This is a genomic window from Cupriavidus sp. DB3 (assembly GCF_020418465.1).
GTDB lineage: Bacteria > Pseudomonadota > Gammaproteobacteria > Burkholderiales > Burkholderiaceae > Cupriavidus > Cupriavidus cauae.
Genome location: NZ_JAIZPL010000005.1, coordinates 309320 through 327717, shown reverse-complemented (window position 1 = coordinate 327717; position 18398 = coordinate 309320). Strand labels below are relative to the sequence as shown.

The 18398-nt window shown below is 64.8% G+C and carries 15 protein-coding genes and 1 pseudogene; 5 read left to right on the top strand and 11 right to left on the bottom strand.

What is annotated here, in order from left to right:
- Positions 1 to 14: 14 nt before the first annotated feature.
- On the bottom strand, positions 15 to 1067 hold the full coding sequence (locus K7G19_RS17890) for an efflux RND transporter periplasmic adaptor subunit (RefSeq protein ID WP_226108621.1): 1053 nt from the start codon (positions 1065 to 1067) through the stop codon (positions 15 to 17).
- Between the two features lie 265 nt (positions 1068 to 1332).
- Positions 1333 to 2199: pseudogene (locus K7G19_RS17885) on the bottom strand (TetR/AcrR family transcriptional regulator); the annotation flags it as partial.
- Positions 2200 to 2321: 122 nt separating this feature from the next.
- On the opposite strand from K7G19_RS17885, the gene K7G19_RS17880 reads away from it, so the two are divergent.
- The 3 genes from K7G19_RS17880 (at position 2322) to K7G19_RS17870 (ending at position 4272) form a co-directional block, all read left to right on the top strand.
- Positions 2322 to 2612 carry a YkgJ family cysteine cluster protein gene (locus K7G19_RS17880; RefSeq protein WP_149317761.1) on the top strand — a complete coding sequence of 97 codons (291 nt, stop codon included), beginning with the start codon at positions 2322 to 2324 and terminating at the stop codon, positions 2610 to 2612.
- A 20-nt stretch (positions 2613 to 2632) separates the two neighbouring features.
- Positions 2633 to 3205 carry a DUF1439 domain-containing protein gene (locus K7G19_RS17875; protein WP_149317762.1) on the top strand — a complete coding sequence of 191 codons (573 nt, stop codon included), beginning with the start codon at positions 2633 to 2635 and terminating at the stop codon, positions 3203 to 3205.
- 185 nt (positions 3206 to 3390) lie between these two features.
- Complete coding sequence (locus K7G19_RS17870; RefSeq protein WP_150084329.1) at positions 3391 to 4272, top strand: undecaprenyl-diphosphate phosphatase; 882 nt, start codon at positions 3391 to 3393, stop codon at positions 4270 to 4272.
- Positions 4273 to 4312: 40 nt separating this feature from the next.
- Here the strand turns inward: K7G19_RS17870 and trmB are convergent, their stop codons facing one another.
- Both trmB and K7G19_RS17860 read right to left on the bottom strand, forming a co-directional pair.
- Positions 4313 to 5080: a tRNA (guanosine(46)-N7)-methyltransferase TrmB gene (trmB, locus tag K7G19_RS17865; protein WP_149317764.1), complete on the bottom strand. Its 768-nt coding sequence runs from the start codon at positions 5078 to 5080 to the stop codon at positions 4313 to 4315.
- 225 nt (positions 5081 to 5305) lie between these two features.
- Positions 5306 to 5794, bottom strand: a complete 489-nt coding sequence (locus tag K7G19_RS17860; protein WP_150084325.1) for a cupin domain-containing protein — start codon at positions 5792 to 5794, stop codon at positions 5306 to 5308.
- Between the two features lie 133 nt (positions 5795 to 5927).
- Here K7G19_RS17860 and K7G19_RS17855 point away from each other — a divergent pair, with 133 nt between their 5' ends.
- Both K7G19_RS17855 and K7G19_RS17850 read left to right on the top strand, forming a co-directional pair.
- Positions 5928 to 6860 carry a LysR family transcriptional regulator gene (locus tag K7G19_RS17855; RefSeq protein ID WP_226108389.1) on the top strand — a complete coding sequence of 311 codons (933 nt, stop codon included), beginning with the start codon at positions 5928 to 5930 and terminating at the stop codon, positions 6858 to 6860.
- A gap of 309 nt (positions 6861 to 7169) precedes the next feature.
- Positions 7170 to 8309 carry an ISNCY family transposase gene (locus K7G19_RS17850; protein ID WP_226108388.1) on the top strand — a complete coding sequence of 380 codons (1140 nt, stop codon included), beginning with the start codon at positions 7170 to 7172 and terminating at the stop codon, positions 8307 to 8309.
- Between the two features lie 203 nt (positions 8310 to 8512).
- On the opposite strand, the gene K7G19_RS17845 is transcribed toward K7G19_RS17850, so the two are convergent.
- The 7 genes from K7G19_RS17845 to cls all read right to left on the bottom strand — a co-directional run bounded on the left by K7G19_RS17845 (position 8513) and on the right by cls (position 18386).
- Positions 8513 to 9421, bottom strand: coding sequence for a LysR family transcriptional regulator (locus K7G19_RS17845; protein WP_226108387.1), 909 nt, complete (start codon positions 9419 to 9421; stop codon positions 8513 to 8515).
- Between the two features lie 232 nt (positions 9422 to 9653).
- Positions 9654 to 10805 (bottom strand): S1C family serine protease, encoded by a 1152-nt coding sequence (locus K7G19_RS17840; protein ID WP_226108386.1) that lies wholly within the window; start codon positions 10803 to 10805, stop codon positions 9654 to 9656.
- Between the two features lie 24 nt (positions 10806 to 10829).
- Positions 10830 to 11783, bottom strand: coding sequence for a zinc metalloprotease HtpX (locus tag K7G19_RS17835; RefSeq protein WP_226108385.1), 954 nt, complete (start codon positions 11781 to 11783; stop codon positions 10830 to 10832).
- Entirely contained in the window at positions 11761 to 12261 is a 501-nt protein-coding gene (locus K7G19_RS17830; protein WP_226108384.1) for a phosphate-starvation-inducible PsiE family protein, read from the bottom strand. The genes K7G19_RS17835 and K7G19_RS17830 overlap by 23 nt, the downstream gene beginning before the upstream one ends.
- A 183-nt stretch (positions 12262 to 12444) precedes the next feature.
- Positions 12445 to 15048, bottom strand: a complete 2604-nt coding sequence (locus tag K7G19_RS17825; RefSeq protein WP_304524170.1) for an EAL domain-containing protein — start codon at positions 15046 to 15048, stop codon at positions 12445 to 12447.
- The gene (gene ftsH / locus K7G19_RS17815) at positions 15045 to 16928 is read right to left on the bottom strand and encodes an ATP-dependent zinc metalloprotease FtsH (protein ID WP_226108383.1); all 1884 of its coding nucleotides are present in this window, start codon (positions 16926 to 16928) and stop codon (positions 15045 to 15047) included. Before ftsH ends, K7G19_RS17825 begins: the two co-directional genes overlap by 4 nt.
- A 27-nt stretch (positions 16929 to 16955) precedes the next feature.
- Positions 16956 to 18386, bottom strand: a complete 1431-nt coding sequence (gene cls / locus K7G19_RS17810) for a cardiolipin synthase (protein ID WP_226108381.1) — start codon at positions 18384 to 18386, stop codon at positions 16956 to 16958.
- Positions 18387 to 18398: the final 12 nt, after the last annotated feature.

Sequence of the window (18398 nt, the reverse complement as noted above, 5' to 3'; positions counted from 1 at the left end):
GGCGCTCCGCTCGTTCAGGCCTTGACCAGGCGAACCTGACTGCCGACCCGCAAGGTGCCGAGATTGCTGCGCACGACCTGCGCGCCGCTGGCAAGGCCCCCGGCGATCTCGACCAGCCCGGCGCTGTCGTCGCGAATGCCGAGCTCCACCGGCCGCTCGGCCAGCATGCCGTTCTCGATCACATAGACGAAGGCGCGCTCGCCTTCGGTGCGCACCGCGGTGATCGGCACCGACACCACGCCGGCGCGCTGTCCCAGCACCAGTCCGCCTTGCGCGAACATGCCGGCGCGCAGCCGGTGCTCGGGGTTGTCGACGCGGACATAGACCATGATGCTGCGCGTGCCCTGCGTGACGGCGGGATTGATCCGCACCAGCTTGCCCTCGAATTGGCCCGCGCCCTCGACGTCGAGCTGCACCGGCTGGCCGATCGCCACGCGGCCAACATCGGCCATCGGCACCGGCGCCTCCAGCTCGAGGATGCGCAGGTCCACCACCTCCAGCAGCGCGGTGTCGGGTGAAACCTTCTCGCCGGGCTGCACCGAGCGCACAGCGACCATGCCGTCCAGCGGCGACTTGACCACGGTGTCGGCCAGCGCCTTCTGCGCGACCGCCAGCCCGCCCTCGGCCGCATCGAGGTTGGCCTTGGCCACGTCGAGCTCGGACTGGAACTTGTCGAAGGCGGTCTTCGAGATGAAGCCGCGGCCAACCAGGTCGCGATTGCGCTCCCAGGTCTGGCGCGCGTTCTCGTACTGGCCGCGCTGCGCCAGCATCTGCCCGCGGGCCTGCGTGACCTTGGCCTGGTATTCGGTCGGATCGATGCGCACGATCACCTGGCCGGCGCGCACCGGTTCGCCCTCGCGCACCAGCACGTCGCGCACCTCGCCCGAAACCTTGGCCTTGACGGCGGCCTGGTTCAGCGCGCGCAGGCTGCGGGACAAGGGCAGGGTTACGCGCAGGTCGTACGCCGCGGCGGCGACCACATCGGTCTGCAGCAGCTCGATGACGTTGGCCGCCGGGGCAGCGGCCACCGCGGCGGGCTGCTTGCTGCCGCTGGCCTTGCGCACCATCGCGCCGGCGCCGGCCAGTACGGCCAGGCCCAGCACCACGAGCAGCAGCTTGTTACGCGAGATCTTCATCGTCAGGGGCGCGGCCGGTGCGGCGGCGCTTCGGTTTCGGTTCGGGAGTGGCCGCCGGAGCAGGGCGGCCGTTTGCGCGTGCGGTGGGCCGGGGGTGGGTGCGTACCTTGGCGCTGGCTTTGGTGCCGGCTTTGGTGCTGACTTTGCTTCGTACGGTGCTGTGACCGGCGGTACGTCCGGCGCCATGTACCGTGATGGGCGTCGTGCCGTCGGCGGGCGCGTCGCCCTGCAAGCGGGCTTGCTGCTGCATCTCGTCGCGGATCTGTTCCCAGACGTAGGGACCGGCCTGCGGCGGCAGCGGGGTATCGCGCGCGGCCCCGGCGGTCAGGCCGAACAGCAGCACCTGCAGCAGGTTGTCGAGAAACGCCTCGGGGTCGATGTCGACGTCAGAGCCGATGCGGAACGCACGCTGCCACAGCATCAGGAAGACCAGCGGGGCGCAGATCAGCGTGGTGGTCGGATTGGCCGGCAGCGCGCGGAACTCGCCCCGTGCGACGCCGCGCGCCAGCACGCGCGCGAACAGCTCGTCGCCGGGCACCATCACTTCCTCGTGGTAGAAGCGCGCGATATCGGGGAAGTTGGCCGATTCGGCCATGATCAGCTTGGTCAGGCCCGCCACCGGCGTCGCGCCGATCAGGCCCCACCAGCCGCGCAGCAGTTCGCGCAGCAGCTCAGGGGTCGAACCCTCGTAGCTGTCGACCAGATCGGTGCCGCGCACCAGCGCCGGCACCAGGTTCTCGCGCACCACGGTCTTGAACAGTTCCTTCTTGTTGGCGAAGTACAGATAGACCGTGCCCTTCGACACGCCGGCCGCCGCGGCGACGTCCTCCAGCCGCGTGGCCGCGTAGCCGCGCTCGACGAAGAGGTCGAGCGCGCCCGCCACCAGCTCCTGCGGGCGGGCGGACTTGCGGCGCGACCAGCGTCGCGCTTCGGGGGCGCCGTCGTTGGCACCGTCGTTCGCACCTTCGTTGGCGCCAACGCGGGCATCGAGGCGTGGGACTTGGGGTGGATTCACTGCAGGGGGAGCGCCGGGCCAGGACGGGCGGCGAAATAAATAACCGATGGGTCAGTAATGTAGTGTGCGCCTCCGGAGCGGTCAAGCGCGCCGCCCGGATGTGGGCGGGAACACAGGCCATGGCGGTGCGGTGGTGCACAATGGCGCCAAAGCCGTTCTGAACCATTGCGATGTCCTGCCAGTCTGACGTTTCCTGCCGTGCCGGTTGCGGCGCTTGCTGTATCGCGCCGTCGATCGCCTCGCCGCTGCCGGGCATGCCGCACGGCAAGCCGGCCGGCGTGCCGTGCGCGCAGTTGCTGCCCGACATGCGCTGCGCGGTGTTCGGCCGCCCCGAGCGGCCCGCCTTCTGCGGCGGCCTGCGGCCGTCGGCCGAGATGTGCGGCGAATCGCGCGAGGCGGCGCTGCACTGGCTGACGCAACTTGAGGTCGCGACCGCGCCGGCATCGGCCCGCGGCGCCTGACCGAATCTGGAGACCTGTGGATGGCCACGATTTCTCGCCGGCGCTGGCTGGCGGCCTGCGGCACCGCCGCACTCACCGTGTCCGTGACGGCCTGGCTGGCCGGCTGCGGCTGGGTGGGCAATGAATACACCTTTTCGCAGAGCCAGCTGCAGGCGGCGCTCGAGCGCAAGTTCCCGTTCAGCCAGCGCTACATGCAGCTGTTCGACATCCAGCTGGCCAACCCGCAGCTGCTGCTCGATCCGCAGCGCAATCGCGTCAGCATCACGTTCGACGCCACACTGGACAACCGGCTGTTCTTCCGCGAGGCGATGAAGGGACGGTTCGCGCTGGACAGCGCGCTGCGCTACGACCCGTCGACCCGTTCGCTGGTGCTGCAGGACCCCGAGGTCAAGCAGTTCGACGTGGCCGGTCTGCCGCAGCAGTACTCGCGCCAGTTGAACGCGCTCGGCGGCATTCTGGCCGAGCAGCTGCTGCAGGACTATCCGCTCTACACGTTCAAGCCCGACGAGCTGAAGTTCGGGGGCACGCGTGTCGAGCCCGGTACAATCACCGTGCTGCCGGACGGCATCAACGTCAAGATCAATCGTCCGTAGCAGCGCAGAACAATCCATGGCGAGGCCGGCGTTCGCCCGGCCATCGCGGGGCGGCATGGTCGTGCCGCCCAGGGTCGTCCCCCGGTATCAACGCAATTTGCCAATTACGCGTGCTCGTGTGGCTGCGCCAATGCGCCGGCCGGCGAGCGCCTTGTCCCTGAATCGCTCCAATCGTCCGCCATCGCATGGATATTGCCATCGCCCTCAAAGCCCTGATCCTCGGCATCGTCGAAGGACTGACCGAGTTTCTCCCGATCTCCAGCACCGGACACCTGATCCTGGCTGGCGAGTTGCTGAACTTCAACGACGAGAAGGGCAAGATCTTCGAGATCGTGATCCAGTTCGGCGCGATCCTGGCCGTCTGCTGGGAATTCCGCCGGCGCATCGTCGACGTGGTTGGCGGGCTCGCCACCGAGCCGCGCGCGCAGCGTTTCGCGATGAACGTGATCATCGCCACGGTGCCGGCGATCGTGCTCGCCTTCCTGCTCGGCCCCTGGATCAAGGCCTATCTGTTCAACCCGATCACCGTGGCGACCGCATTTATCGTCGGCGGGCTGGTGATCCTGCTGGCCGAATGGCGCGAGAGCCGGCGCGGGCAGGTCTCGCATCCGCAGGGCAATGCGCTGCTGGAAGCGGCCAAGGCGAGCGCTCCGCGCATCGAATCGGTCGACGACATGAACTGGCGCGACGCGCTGAAGGTCGGCATCGCGCAGTGTTTCGCGCTGGTGCCGGGCACTTCGCGCTCGGGCGCCACCATCATCGGCGGCATGCTGTTCGGCCTGTCGCGCCAGGTGGCGACCGAATTCTCGTTCTTCCTGGCGATCCCGGTGATCTTCGGCGCCAGCGTCTACGAACTGTACAAGGCGCGCAACCTGCTGTCGGCCGACGACATCGGCGTGTTCGCGGTCGGCTTCGTGTTCGCCTTCCTGTCGGCCTTCCTGTGCGTGCGCTGGCTGCTGCGATTCGTGGCGACGCACGACTTCAAGCCGTTCGCCTGGTATCGGATCGTGTTCGGGGTGCTGGTGCTGGCGACGGCGCAGCTGGGCATCGTGGCCTGGCACGGTTGAAGATTCTCCCCTCTCGCTTGCGAGAGAGGGGAGTGCAATCTCATCCCCGCTTGCGGAACACCACGTCCCACACGCCGTGCCCGAGCCGCAGCCCGCGCCGCTCGAACTTGGTCACCGGCCGGTAGTCCGGCCGCTGCGCGAAGCCGCCGGGCGCCTCCGAGGTATTGGCCAGCGTCGGCTCGCCCGACAGCACCTCGACCATCTGGTGCGCGTATTCCTCCCAGTCGGTCGCACAGTGCAGATAGCCGCCGGGCTTGAGCCGGCTCGCCAGCAGCTTGACCAGAGGCGGCTGCACCAGCCGGCGCTTGTTGTGGCGCTTCTTGTGCCAGGGATCGGGGAAGAAGATATGCACCCCATCCAGGCTTTCCTCGGTCAGCATGTGGGCGACCACTTCGACCGCGTCGTGCTGCAGGATGCGGATATTGTCGATGCCCCGTTCGCCGATCAGCTTCAGCAGCGCGCCCACGCCGGGCTCGTGCACCTCGCAGCCCAGGAAGTTGTCCTGCGGCCGCAGCTGCGCGATATGCGCCGTCGTCTCCCCCATGCCGAAGCCGATCTCCAGGATCGACGGCGCCGCGCGCCCGAACGCGGCCTGCCAGTCCAGCGGCTGGCCGGTGTAGGGCAGCACGAAGCGGGGCCCGAGCTCGTCGATGGCGCGCTGCTGGCCGGTCGAGGTCCGTCCCGCACGGCGCACGAAGGAACGGATGCGGCGGGGATGGGCGACGTTGGCGGCGGGATCGCCAGCCGTGCCGGCCGGCTCGTCGTCGGGCACGGTGGCCTCGGTCGGAATGGGATCGTCGGGAAACATGGCAACAAAAAGGCTGCCGGGCGATTCACCGTTCGGAATGACCCGGTGTCGGAGGGGCGGCCAGAGAATGATGGGTTCCGTGGGCCAGTGGCCGGTGCCTGGTGGTGCCGGGCGGCCAGCGGCAAGCGCGTATTCTAGCGCAGTGCCTCCCCATACGGAGCCGCGCCGCGGGTCGCCACTAGTAGTGACGATATGGGCGCTTCCACGCAGGCAACGCCCAATACCTTAGCGGCCCTGGTATTGCGCATCGCTGACCTTCTCCATCCACTCGACGTTCTTGCCGTCCCTGGTGCCGCTGACCGCAAGATGCGTCATCGCGGTCGTCGGGGACGCGCCGTGCCAGTGCTTGACCCCGGGCGGGCACCAGACCACGTCGCCGGGCCGGATCTCCTGCACCGGCTTGCCCCACTCCTGCGTCAGCCCGACACCCGAGACCACCACCAGGCGCTGCCCGGCCGGATGCGTGTGCCAGGCCGAGCGCGCGCCGGGCTCGAAGGTCACCATTGCGCCGGAGGCATGGATGTCGTCGCCGGCTGGCCATAGCGGGTCGATACGCGCGCGCCCCGTGAAGTACTCGGCCGGACCGGCGGCCGAGGCCTGGCTGCCGACGCGGGTGATGCGCTGCCCGTCCGCCGCCTTCGGCTCGGCCGCGCCGGCGACCGCGGCCTGAAGCGCGGCGGCGCACAGGGCCGTTCGTGTCAGGGATCTCTTCATTGCGATGCTCCTCGGTCATTGATCGACGGGCGCCACCGCTCAGGCGTCCGCCACCGTCCGCGCCGACTTTACGCGCCTGCCGTTGACCGAAAAAGATGCTAGATTCGCACGCGGTTATAAGGAGGGCTTATCAATGCCGCGCACGACCTTCGACGATCTCGCCGCCTTTATCGCCGTCGCGCGGGCGCGCAGCTTTACCCGTGCGGCGGCGCAACTGGGCGTATCGCAGTCCGCCTTGAGCCAGGCGGTCCGCGGTCTGGAGACGCGGCTCGGCGTCCGTTTGCTGACGCGCACGACGCGCAGCGTCTCGGCCACCGAGGCCGGCGAGCGCCTGCTGGCGACCGTGGCGCCTCGCCTCGAGGAGGTCGAGGCCGAGCTGGGCGCCATCGCGGAATTGCGCGACCAGCCGCGCGGGACCATTCGCATCACCGCCACCGAGCACGCCGCCAATTCGGTGCTGTGGCCGCGTCTGGGTGATTTCATGCGGACGTATCCCGATGTCCGCGTCGAACTGATCCTCGATAACGGGCTGTCGGACATCGCCGCCGACCGCTATGACATGGGCGTGCGATTGGGCGACCTGGTCGCGCAAGACATGGTCGCGGTGCGCATCGGTCCCGACGTGCGCTTCGCCGTCGTCGGCTCGCCCGCCTACCTTGCCGGCAAGCCACACCCCAGGACGCCGCAGGAGCTGACCGGGCATCGCTGCATCAATCTGTATTTGCCGACCTACGGCGGGCTGTACGCGTGGGAGTTCAGGAAGGGCAAGCGCGAACTGAATATCCGCGTGGATGGGCAATTCGTGGCCAACGACAGCGACCAGATGGTGACCGCCGCCCTGGCCGGCATGGGACTGGCCTTCGTTCCGGAAAACATGATCCTGCCCCACGTCGAGCGGGGCGACCTGGTGCCATTGCTCGAGGACTGGTGCCCGGTTTTTCCTGGCTACCATCTCTACTACCCGAGCCGCCGGCATTCGTCGCGGGCGATGACCTTGCTGATCGAGACGCTGCGTTATTCGGGGAAGCCGCCCGCGGACCGTAGCGCAAGACGAGCGCGGCCTTGACCGTTCGCATGCTTACGGACAGCGCTTTCGGATCGGACCAGGGGATGGACTGCAGGGGAGGGTGGAGCGGGCGATGGGAACATCATCGTGTTCCCAACTCGTTGATTGATAACGAGTTTTCCGCACTCAGCGAACCGAGATGGACATAATTATGGACTGAAAAACCACGCTTGGTCAACGTGCGCTCCGAGCAAGTGTCGCGAGTTCTTGAGTTGTCCGGATTTGTAGCACGCGATCTGTCCGGTCGTCATAGTTGCCTCAGGGAGGTGACTGATGAGGCCGACGGAGCTGCTACAGGAGATCCGGAAGATGAGGTTTGGAGAGGCTTATGAGGGATGGAACGCTGGCCGGCTGACGCAAGCGGAGGCGGCCCGGCTGCTGGGGATGTGCGAGCGCAGTTTCCGCCGCTACCTGGTGCGATTCGAATCCGAGGGGTTGGATGGCTTGATTGATCGGCGCCTGGAGCAGGTGTCGAACCGGCGCGCTCCGGTGGATGAAGTGGTGGCGCTGACCGATCGGTACCGCAGCCGCCATCGTGGCTGGAACGTTCGGCACTTTCACGCCTGGTACCGGCGCGAGGGCGGCACGCGCAGCTACAGCTGGGTCAAAAAGCGCCTGCAGGAGGCGGGGCTGGTCGAGGTGGGCAAGCGTAAAGGCGCGCACCGCAAGAAGCGCGAACGCATGCCGCTGGCGGGCATGATGATCCATCAGGACGGCAGCCGGCATGAATGGGTGGCCGGGCACCTGTGGGATCTGATCGTGACGATGGATGATGCGACCAACGAGCACTACTCGATGTTCTTCGTCGAGGAGGAAGGCACGGCAAGCAGCTTTCGCGGGGTGGGCGAGGTCATCGGCGCCCGGGGGCTGTTCTGCTCGTTCTACAGTGACCGGGGCAGTCATTATTGGACCACCCCCGAGGCGGGCGGCAAGGTCGACAAAGATCACCCCACGCAGTTCGGGCGGGCGATGAAGCAATTGGGCATCGAGATGATTGCGGCCTATTCGCCCGAGGCGCGGGGACGCTCCGAGCGCGCCTTCGCCACCCATCAGGACCGGCTGCCCAAGGAGTTGGCCTTGGCGGGCATCACCGACATGGCGCAGGCCAACCGCTACCTGGCTGAGGTCTATCTGCCGGCGTTCAATGCCGAGTTTGCCGTGCCGGCCCGCGAGGAAGGCAGCGCATTCGTACCCTGGATCGGCGCCAATCTGCAGGACATTCTATGCGAGCAGATCGAGCGCACCGTAGGCAACGATAACTGCGTGCGCCTGGACAACCTGTCATTGCAGATTCCCGCCGACCGGCACCGGTGCAACTACGTCAAGGCGAGAGTACGGGTGCATCGTTATGCCGATCGCAATCTGGCGGTGTTTCACGGGCCGCGCAAGCTCGCCGCGTATTCCCCCGACGGCAAGCTGATCGCCAAGGAGCTGAAACAGGCCGCCTGAACCGTCCGCCAGGCGCGCCGCCGGGTGGCGGGAACCGGCTCCGGGCTACGCCCTCCGCCGCTCCCCGCCACCCGGCAAAAAAGCGGACAATTCATGTGCTACAAAACCGGACAGATCTAAAAACCCGCGACACGTGCGCTCCGAGCAAGTCCAGTGCGAGCCATGGACAGCCAGCAGTAGCCAATGTACCCGAGCGCTCAACGTCACGAGGCCGGTTCATCTCCCTTTGGCAGGAACTCCTCGCGGGCGCGCTGCAGAAACCGCTTCATGGGCTCAGAGGGTTCGGCGCTGCGGCGCAGCAGGTAGGTGGACAGCATGGGCGGCGTGCCGGCCAAGGGGCGAACGGTTATGTCGGGGCGGTTCAGGGTCTGCACCTGCGAGGCAATGGCGAAACCTAGGCCATAACCGGCACCGACCAGAGTCAGCATCACGCCTAGGCTCGTCACCTGATCTACCAGCTTGAGCGGCTCGGACGCACCTTGAAGCACCGCCTGGATCTGGTGGTGGCAGCCCGATCCCGCGTCCGGATGGCACAGTACCAACGGAAACTTCAAGGCTTCATCCAATGGCACTTCCGCGTGCGCCAACAAGGGGTGGCGCACGGGCACGATCACCGACAGAGGATCGGTCCACACGGGCTCGGCGACAAGGCCTTCGCTCACCGCGTCCGACAGCGCAAAGCCGATGTCCAGCAGATCGTTGTGCAGGCCCTTGAGCTGCTGCGCGAAAGGCAGCTCGAAGACGCGAATCTCCAGTTCGGGCTCTTCCTCGCGGCTGCGCGCCAGCAAGGTGGCAATGTGGGGCTGCGCCAAGCTGGCGCAGATGGCGATGCGCAGATAACCCTGATAGCCCTGCGCCGCCGCCTTTGCGGCACTCACCGCCTGCTCCACGGTGGCCAGCACACGCCGGCACTCACCGAGGAACACTTGACCGGCCCAGGTCAGTCGCGTCTGGTGCGCGCTGCGGTCGAACAACTGCACGCCGAGCGTGGCTTCGAGATTGCGCATTGCGCGCGACACAGGCGATTGTTCTACGCCAAGGCGCTCGGCCGCTCGCGCGAAATGCAGTTCTTCCGCGACCGCAACGAAATAGCGCAGTAGTCTGAGTTCCAATGCGGCCTCCTGTTTGCCTCGTTCCTGGCCTGCGTCCACCTCATGCGGATTGCGCCTCGCTTTCTCCTTCGATGATTGGCAAGAGGTTCCGGCGTTGCATGCTTGCCTATTCGGATAGGCAGATCGCATCCGAAAATTACGGAGGTTGAGGCGGAACGCTACCTGGCCGAAGACCTGAGAACCTCAATCGCCGCGACGCTGCACTACCGCCTGATCCACAGGTTCAGTTCAATCAATTCCCGGGTTGCAGCTCCACACGCACCTCGCGCGATTTGCCGGCCCGTTCCACTGACAAGACCACCACATCGCCGACCTTCCTGTCGTCTAGCCGCGCGAGCAGCTTGGCCACATCGTCCGTCGCCTTGCCATCAACATCGATGATGCGGTCGCCCGGCACGATGCCTTGCGGCGTGACTTCGACACCCGCGAGCCCGGCTTTGTGCGCTGCAGAGCCGGGGGTGACACGCAGCACGAACACGCCCTTGCTTCCGGTCAGTGCAAGCAGGCGCTGATTGAGCTGTTCGTCCACCTCGATGCCAAGCGCCGGGCGGATGTATTTGCCGGACTTGATGAGTTGCGGCACTACCCGCATGACGGTGTCCACCGGCACGGCAAAACCGATCCCGGCCGAGGCGCCGGAGGGACTGTAGATCGCCGTGTTGATGCCGATAAGCCGCCCGGCCGAATCGAGCAGGGGGCCGCCCGAGTTGCCGGGGTTAATGGCGGCGTCGGTCTGGACCAGGTGATCAATTGTCGGGCCGCCCGCTTCTCCCGGTAACGAGCGGTCGAGCGCGGAGACGATGCCGGTGGTGAGCGTCCAGTCCAGGCCAAAGGGGTTGCCGATAGCAAACACCTTCTGTCCCACCTTGAGGTCGGTGCTGGTGCCGACAGGCACAGTAGGCGGGCGTTTGAAGCCGACGCCGATCTTGAGTACGGCGATGTCGTGCGCTGGGCTCGCCCCCACCAGCGCGGCCTGGTAGTCGCGGCCGTCGGCAAGCTTGACGGTGGCTTCGGACGCGCCCTGGATGACGTGGAAGTTGGTGACGACATGGCCGGCGTCGTCCCAAATGAAGCCCGATCCCGTGCCACGGGGCACGGAGAAGACATTGCGCGTCCAGACGTCGCGCACCAGCTGCGCGGTGGTTATGTAGACCACCGAGGCGCGTGATTTTTCGAACAGTTCGATGGTGGCCTTTTCGTCCGCCGCCAAGTCGCCGCGCGCCGTCACGGTGCGCTCTGCCGCCTCGCGCGGACTGAACCATGCCTCGATGGCGGGCAGGAACTGCCACAGCAGCATGAGCGCAGCAATGCAGGCGGTGATGAAGAGCCACCGCCGGATGAAGGGATCCGGTGCGGGGCGTGGATACGGGTTAGGGTAGGCCATGAGAAGTCTCCTGTTGATAGGCAATCAGCGCCATAGCCCGCTCGGGCGCCAGCGCGGCGGGCGCGGCGTCACAGCGGATTCCGGCAAGAAATGGGGCGCGTGAAACGGCAAGGCTGTTGCTGGTCCAGGCGCCAACGTCAGCAGGCGTGAGATGCGATCTTGCGTTGCCGGATGCGTGCGCAACCAGGAAGGCTCGGGATTGCCCCATCCCGGCCACAGCCAGGCACGCCAGGAGCGGCTGACCCGCTCGATCTTCGCCAGTGCGGACGCCAGCCCTTGCGGGTCGCCGGTCAGTTCCGCCGCGAGGCGGTCGGCGTCGAACTCACGCACGCGAGACAAACCGAGCTGTGCGAGCAGGGCCAGCTGGGGCGAGGCGGCCAGCAGAAGCAGTCCAGGCCAGTTGACCGCCACCGCGCCGGCCAGCAGTGCGGGCAAGCTGAACACAATAGCGATCTGTCCGACCATCGCCAGCAGGCTCGTGAGGCGACTGACGGAATCCGCCATCCCCATGACACGCAGATCCTCATTAGCGATGTGCGCGAGCACACCCGCCAGTTCGCGCGGACTCAGGTTGCGCAGCAGGCCATCGGTGAGGGCGATCGATGCATGCTGCTTCGAGCCGATAGCGAAGGCGTTGACGACGGCACTGGGCACGTAGTGCGGCACCGGCGTGGCGGACAAACCGGCACGGGCGGACAGTTCGCGCAACATGGCCCAAATCTTGGGCGCTTCGTGCGGGTGCAGGGCCCGCGCGCGGTACAGGCGCAAGGTCAGCGCCGACGCGGCTGTCGGCTCCAGCAGCAGCGCGCCAGCAACGGCAAACAGCGCGAGCCAAAAGCCGCCTTCGCCGAACAACAGGCTCCCCGCAGCGGTCGCAATCCCGACCAGGGTCAGGACCAGCAACCCCGTCTGCAGGCGGTTGAGCCGGCGATGTTGCAACAACGCAGCACGCAGGTCACTGGGATGATGACGGTTCATGCCCAGATGTCTCGGCTGCGCGGTTGTCGCGATCGCGCAGCAGCCAGTAAGTGATACTAAGCGCCAGCGTGGCGCCTGCCAGCGCGGCGATTTTGGCGGGACTCGTGTCGGGGTCGAGGACCACGAACTTGCGTGCCAGCGCGATCAGGCCGATGACGATCACGGTCTTGACCTGGATGATGCTGTCCCGACGCAGCGCCACGCGCACGATGGAATGCTTGAACTCCATCGCGATCAAGAGCGTCATGATCATGCCAAACACGCTCTGGAATACCTTGTGGTCCATGGGATTGAAGGCATCGAGGATCAGCAGTGTGAAGACTATAGAGATGAGCTGGAGAAGCGACACCACGATGATGACGGCAATCACCGCCGACAGAACGAGGGCGACGACCTGCTCGAAGCGCTCGTAAACCGTCATCAACCGCCACTGGGAGCGCATCTCGTCAAGGGCCGTGTGGCCAGATTCTTTATGCATAAGCGTTGCTCTCTCTTTCAATGAAACGTTAATGGAACGGGGAGTCCGAGAAGACGACTCGATTACACCTGGATTGCCGAGGCAATTGCGAAGCCACCCAGCGCATAATGTCCTGCGCGCCCGTGGCGCCGCCGATGGGTGGATCAGCCTCTTGCACGTCAACCCTTTGTCCCATGCATGGCATCAATCCGGCTTCTGGTCTGGCGGCAGCAATCCCAGCAGATCCGCCTGCAAATGTTGCAACCTGTCGATGCCAGCCCTCAATGCCTCGACACGGCCGGCATTTTTCATTTCACTCAGGGTGTGAGCCAACTGCTGGATGCTCTGATGCAGGACATCGACCTGATCATTGGGATCCTTGCCGAAGAACGTAGGGCGACCACTTTGATCCCGCCAGTATTGGAGTGTTTCGGATTGAGGAGGCACTTGGGTCTTGCCTGACAGATAGTCGATCATCTGGGAAATCCAGACCCGGTGGTCGGCGTATGTGAACGGCACGGGCAGCGCGGCGCGACTGTCAGGTTTGAAACCCATCCAGGATACGGGTACCTGCCAGGTGTGTAGCCATTGCTCGAATTCATGCACCGGCATCGGATGCCCGATGGCATAACCCTGGCCCCACTCGCATCCCAGACGCAGCAGAATTTCACCATGCTTAATGGATTCGACTCCCTCCGCGATGCAGTTCCTGCCAAACGACCTTGCCAGTGCCAGTAGCGCATCCAGGATGGCGATATCGTCCGGATCCTCGAGCATGTCGCGTATAAAACCTTGGTCGATCTTGAGCAGGTACGCGGGCAGGCGCTTCAGATAGGTCAGCGATGAATAGCCGCTGCCGAAATCGTCGATGGCAAAACGCAATCCCATCCTCTCGCACAGCGCCATCAACTGAGACACTTGAACGAAGTCCTCCACGGCGCTGGTTTCGAGGATTTCCAGTTCAAGGTCTTGCGGCTGGGCGCCGGGATGTCGTGACAACATACCCCGTAGATGCATGATGAAGTCCGGTTGCAGCAAGTGCTCGGCACCGATATTCACGCTGATCGGGACATGTAGGCCGGCCTTGCGCCAAATTTCGATCTGGGTCAGCGCAGCCTCGATGGTCCATTTCCCCACGTCAATCCCGAGCGGATGATTCTCAATGAGGGGTATGAAGGAGGCAGGAGATAACAAGCCACGCGCCGGATGTTGCCAGCGGATCAAGGCTTCGGCGCCCAGCACCTCACCGGTGCGCATGTTGACCTTAGGTTGGAAGTAAAGCAGAAACTGCCCATTGGCAAGTGCATTCTTTATGCTGTCCAATCCTTCGTGACGGGTGCGCAGCGTACGATCCTTCTCCGTATCGAAAACGTGATACCGATTCTTGCCAGCTTGCTTGGCGAAATGCATGGCCTGATCTGCCTGCCGCAGTAGTTGGTCGGCGTCGATGTCTTCGACTTGCGGGTAGTAGCTCACACCGATACTCGCGCTCACCTCGCACAGTGCGTCACCAATCGGTACGGGCTGCGCAGCTACCTCGATCAGGCGATCAAGAATCGGTACGCTGATGGAAATATCCGGCAGGTCGACCAGAACAGCGACAAACTCATCACCACCAAGACGGGCCAAGGTATCGCCTTCGCGCAACACTTGCGTCATACGCCTGGACAGGACGGACAGCAATTTGTCGCCGACTGCGTGGCCGTGCTGGTCGTTGACCTTCTTGAATCCATCCAGATCGATGAAGACAACCGCCAGGTGCATGCCACGCCGACGTGTCTGACGAATGGCCTGCTTAAGGCGGTCTCCAAGCAATAGTCGGTTGGGCAAGCCGGTGAGCAGGTCGTAATGAGCAACGCGTTCAAGCTGTTGCTGGTTCTCCTTCAGCGCTGTGATGTCGGAGAACATGGCTGCGTAATGCTCGATATGGCCCTGCATATCCGGGACTGCACTGATCGTCAGCAGCGCGGCAAACTGGCTGCCGTTCTTGCGTCGGCACCAGAGCTCTCCGTGCCAGTAGTCGTGCTCACGCAGAGCCTGCCAAACGGTCTGATAGAACTCATCGTCATAGCGATCGGACTGGAGCAGACGGGGTGTCTGGCCCAATACTTCCTCCCGCGCATAACCAGTGATCACGGTAAACGCCCGGTTGACGTTGACAATGTGGGCCTGAGCGTCGGTAACGAGGATGCCCTCTCCTGCGTGCGCAAAAACTTTAGCCGCAAGGCGAAGCTCTTCCGCGGATCTTCTGCGTGAGGTGACATCATGGATATAGCCGTGCCAGAGGATGCTCCCATCAGGCATGGCTTCAGGCGACGCCTCGCCTTCGACCCAGATCACCCGACCGTCTGGAAACTGCACCCGGTACTCGTCATGCCAAAGCGCGAGTGACCTCCCCGACGCCTGTATGGTTTCATGCACACGGTTGCGGTCTTCAGGATGGAGCGCCGCGAACACAGGAGTGGCATCTTCGACAACATCCTCCGGTGCAACCCCGTATATTTCCCGTATCTTCGCGCTGGCATAAGGGAAGTGCGAGCTGCCGTCCGGACGAAGACGGTATTGGTAAAGCATACCGGGAACGTGGCTGGCCAACTCTTCTCGCTGTAGGCGCATAGAGTTCAGCGCCTGCTCGACCCTCTTGAGATCGGTGATGTCCTCTACCGTCGCTGTGGTCAGCTCGATGGGTTCTCCGGCGAACAGCGGGTACTGGCACCGCCCGCAATTGGGCTGCTCAGCCAGTTTGTTGGCTGGAACGCGATTGATGGATTGGCAGTGTGGGCAGACGATATGAAGGCTGTCACTCATGAGGTGGCTCTTTGGGACACAGAGGAAGTAATGGCTCCGGCAGTTGGGCCGCTGTGACATGGGGATTCGAGCAGTAGCCCTTGCGTCAGTTGTCGGATGCTGTGTTCATCCAGCGTTTCCCGTGCGAGCAGTTCGCGCGCGCACCGCTCCAGCACTTCTCGGTTAATTTCGAGAATTCGGTATGCACGATCAAACACACCCATCACGATGTCACGGATGGCTTGGTCGATGCGTGCCTGAGTCGATTCGGCTACCCGGCAGCCACCCTGTACCAGTTCAGGCGCATCAAGAAAACGCGGCCTCTGTGCCTCAAAAGCGACGTACCCCAAGCCCTCATCCATGCCGAAGCGCGTAATCATGTCGCGGGCGATGTCGGTGGCCCGCGCGAGATCGTCTGCCGCGCCCGTGGACAGTTCGCCGAACACCAGTTTCTCGGCGGCGCGCCCGCCCAGCAGCACGGCGATCTTGTGCTCCAGGTCGGCCCGTGTCATCAGGAAACGGTCTTCGGTTGGGCGTTGCAGCGTGTAGCCGAGCGCGCCGATGCCACGCGGAACGATCGACACCTTGTGCACGGGATCGGTCCCCGGCAGGGCCAGTGCCACCAGCGCATGGCCCATTTCGTGGTAGGCCACGGTTTCCCGCTCCTTCGTGCTGAGCACGCGGCTCTTCTTTTCGAGCCCGGCCACAATGCGTTCGATGGCGGCGGTGAAGTCCTGCAATTCCACCGCCTGCGCGCGGCGCCGTGTCGCGGCCAGCGCCGCCTCATTCACCAGATTGGCCAGGTCGGCGCCGGAAAAGCCGGTGGTCAGCGCCGCGACCTGCTCCAGGTCCACATCGCGCGCGAGGGTGACCTTCTTGACATGGACCTTCAGGATGTCGAGACGCCCTTTCTTGTCGGGCCGGTCCACCAGCACCTGGCGATCGAAACGGCCGGCGCGCAGCAGCGCCTGGTCGAGAATTTCCGGGCGATTGGTGGCAGCCAAGATGATGAGTCCCACCGAACTGTCGAAGCCATCCATCTCGGTGAGCAACTGGTTGAGCGTCTGCTCGCGCTCGTCGTGGCCGCCGATCGGCCCACCCGCACCGCGCGCGCGGCCGAGAGCGTCGAGTTCGTCGATGAAGATAATGGCGGGCGCCTGGGTGCGGGCCTGCTCGAACAAGTCGCGCACGCGCGCGGCCCCCACGCCGACGAACATCTCGACGAACTCCGAGCCGGAGATGGAAAAGAACGGCACCCCGGCTTCGCCGGCCACCGCCTTGGCCAGCAAGGTCTTGCCCGTGCCCGGCGGGCCCACCAACAGCACGCCTTTGGGGATGTGCGCACCGAGGCGGCCATAGTCCTGCGGGTTCTTCAGGAAATCGACGATCTCGACGAGTTCAGCCTTGGCCTCGTCCACGCCCGCCACATCCGCGAAGGTCACGCCCGTGTTTTTCTCCATGAACACTTTGGCGCGGCTCTTGCCAATGCTCAGGAAACCGCCCATGCCCTGCTTCTCGGCAAAGCGGCGGAAGAGGAAAAACCAGACGCCAAAGAATGCCACTGCCGGCAGAATCCATGACAGCAGATCGCGCAGCCAGGTGCTTTCCACCACCCGTGCATAAGGAACCTCGTATTTGGACAGGCGCTCCGCCAGATCAGGTTCGACGCGGGTCGCAACGATGGTGGTCTTGCCACGGGCGTCCGGTGATTTAAGGCGCCCGGTGACGGTACGGTCCGATACCAGGACTTCGGCAACACGGCCCTCGGCCAGCGCCTTCTCGAATTCGCTGTACGGCACCGGCTCGACGGTCTGCGCCGCTTGCCAGTAGTTCTGGAGCATCAGCAGCATCAGGCCGGCAACGATCCAGTAGCCGACGTTCCATTGATCTTTCTTTTCCATCAGCGTTGTTCTCCGAAAGTCGTTTCTCTATAGAACCGGTGTGAACAGGCGGGCGACACCGTCGCGCACCTTTACGGCAAGCGGACGCATGCGCACGGCCGTGGGTGTGACAAGGGCCGACGCGTCGCGTGTGGTATCGAAAAGTGCTTCGAGACGGTCACACAGAGCAGCGTCGTAGACCTCGACGTTGAACTCGAAGTTGAGCCGCAGGCTGCGTGCGTCCCAGTTGGCCGACCCCAGGCAGCACCAGGCGCCATCGACCAGCATCAGCTTGGTGTGGTCGAAGGGGCCGGGCCGCTCGAAGATCCGTACGCCATGCTCCATCACCTGCCAGTAATGGGCGCGGGCCGCCCATTGCACGGACGGGTGATCGCCGTTGGCAGGCGTGAGCACCTCGATCCGTACGCCGCGCAAGGCGGCCGTGCTCAGCGCGGCGATCATCGGTTGATCGGGCACGAAGTAGGGCGTCCAGATGCGAACCGACTGCCGTGCCGCACTCAAGGCCCCCATGAATGTCCAACGCATCCGGTCCAGGGTTTCGTCAGGGCCGGCCTCAATGCCTCTGGCCCAGCTTGTACCCAGCTCGGCAGCCGGCGCAGGCCGCCCACCCCAGAAGCGCTCGTCGAGCCGCTCGTCCGAGGTGTCACACCAATCCTCGGTGAAGCAACGCTTGAGATCGGCGACGACCGGGCCCTGCAGGCGGAAATGCAAGTCATGGCAGGCCTGCTCGGGCGCATCCGGCCGCCAGTAGGGGCTGAAGATGTTCATGCCGCCGGTAAAGCCTGTTTCGCCGTCGACCACCAGCAGCTTGCGGTGATTGCGCAGGTGCGCGGCATGCAGCCGTGCGGGGATCAGCGTCGGATTGAACGGCGCCACCATTAATCCGCTGCGCTTCAGCCGTCGATAGGCGCTCTGGCGTACCCATCGTGCGGAGACATCGTCGATCAGCACCCGCACCTGCACGCCGCGCGCATGGGCACGCTGCAGGGCTTCGACAAACTGCGTACCGATGCCCTGGCCATCGAAGATGTAGGATGTCAGGGCAACGCTGTGACGGGCCGAGTCGATCGCGGCGAGCATGGCCGGGTAGGCCTGCTCGCCATCGACCAGTGGCTCGATGCGATTGCCACCGGTCAGCGGCTGACCGGTGGCTCGCCCCACCAGATGCGCTAGGCCGGCGAACGCCGAGGGCAGCGTGGCGGGGACCTCCATACAGTCTGTGGTCGGCGATGCGCGACCAGCGCCCGGGTACAGCCTCCGCGCCCGCCGCTGATAGCGGTTGATACCGAACAACAGGTACAGCAGCGAACCGCCAAGCGGTAGCAGGGCGATCAGCAGCACCCAAAGCGCGGCCGATCGCGGGTCACGCTTGTAGACGACCGCGTGCCCCGCAGCGGCGAGCGCCGCCGCGAGTGAGACCAGGGTGGCTGCCGATGCCAGGCCATGGGAAGCAGACATGACAGCCCCCGA

Excerpts from the sequence above, each read along its gene's own strand:
- K7G19_RS17860 (WP_150084325.1), bottom strand. The coding sequence starts at position 5,794 with ATGAAGAGATCCCTGACACGAACGGCCCTGTGCGCCGCCGCGCTTCAG.
- K7G19_RS17870 (WP_150084329.1), top strand. The coding sequence starts at position 3,391 with ATGGATATTGCCATCGCCCTCAAAGCCCTGATCCTCGGCATCGTCGAA.
- trmB (WP_149317764.1), bottom strand. The coding sequence starts at position 5,080 with ATGTTTCCCGACGATCCCATTCCGACCGAGGCCACCGTGCCCGACGAC.
- K7G19_RS17830 (WP_226108384.1), bottom strand. The coding sequence starts at position 12,261 with ATGCATAAAGAATCTGGCCACACGGCCCTTGACGAGATGCGCTCCCAG.
- K7G19_RS17890 (WP_226108621.1), bottom strand. The coding sequence starts at position 1,067 with ATGGTGCGCAAGGCCAGCGGCAGCAAGCAGCCCGCCGCGGTGGCCGCT.
- K7G19_RS17875 (WP_149317762.1), top strand. The coding sequence starts at position 2,633 with ATGGCCACGATTTCTCGCCGGCGCTGGCTGGCGGCCTGCGGCACCGCC.
- K7G19_RS17880 (WP_149317761.1), top strand. The coding sequence starts at position 2,322 with ATGTCCTGCCAGTCTGACGTTTCCTGCCGTGCCGGTTGCGGCGCTTGC.
- K7G19_RS17855 (WP_226108389.1), top strand. The coding sequence starts at position 5,928 with ATGCCGCGCACGACCTTCGACGATCTCGCCGCCTTTATCGCCGTCGCG.
- K7G19_RS17825 (WP_304524170.1), bottom strand. The coding sequence starts at position 15,048 with ATGAGTGACAGCCTTCATATCGTCTGCCCACACTGCCAATCCATCAAT.
- K7G19_RS17840 (WP_226108386.1), bottom strand. The coding sequence starts at position 10,805 with ATGGCCTACCCTAACCCGTATCCACGCCCCGCACCGGATCCCTTCATC.
- K7G19_RS17835 (WP_226108385.1), bottom strand. The coding sequence starts at position 11,783 with ATGAACCGTCATCATCCCAGTGACCTGCGTGCTGCGTTGTTGCAACAT.
- ftsH (WP_226108383.1), bottom strand. The coding sequence starts at position 16,928 with ATGGAAAAGAAAGATCAATGGAACGTCGGCTACTGGATCGTTGCCGGC.
- K7G19_RS17850 (WP_226108388.1), top strand. The coding sequence starts at position 7,170 with ATGAGGTTTGGAGAGGCTTATGAGGGATGGAACGCTGGCCGGCTGACG.
- cls (WP_226108381.1), bottom strand. The coding sequence starts at position 18,386 with ATGTCTGCTTCCCATGGCCTGGCATCGGCAGCCACCCTGGTCTCACTC.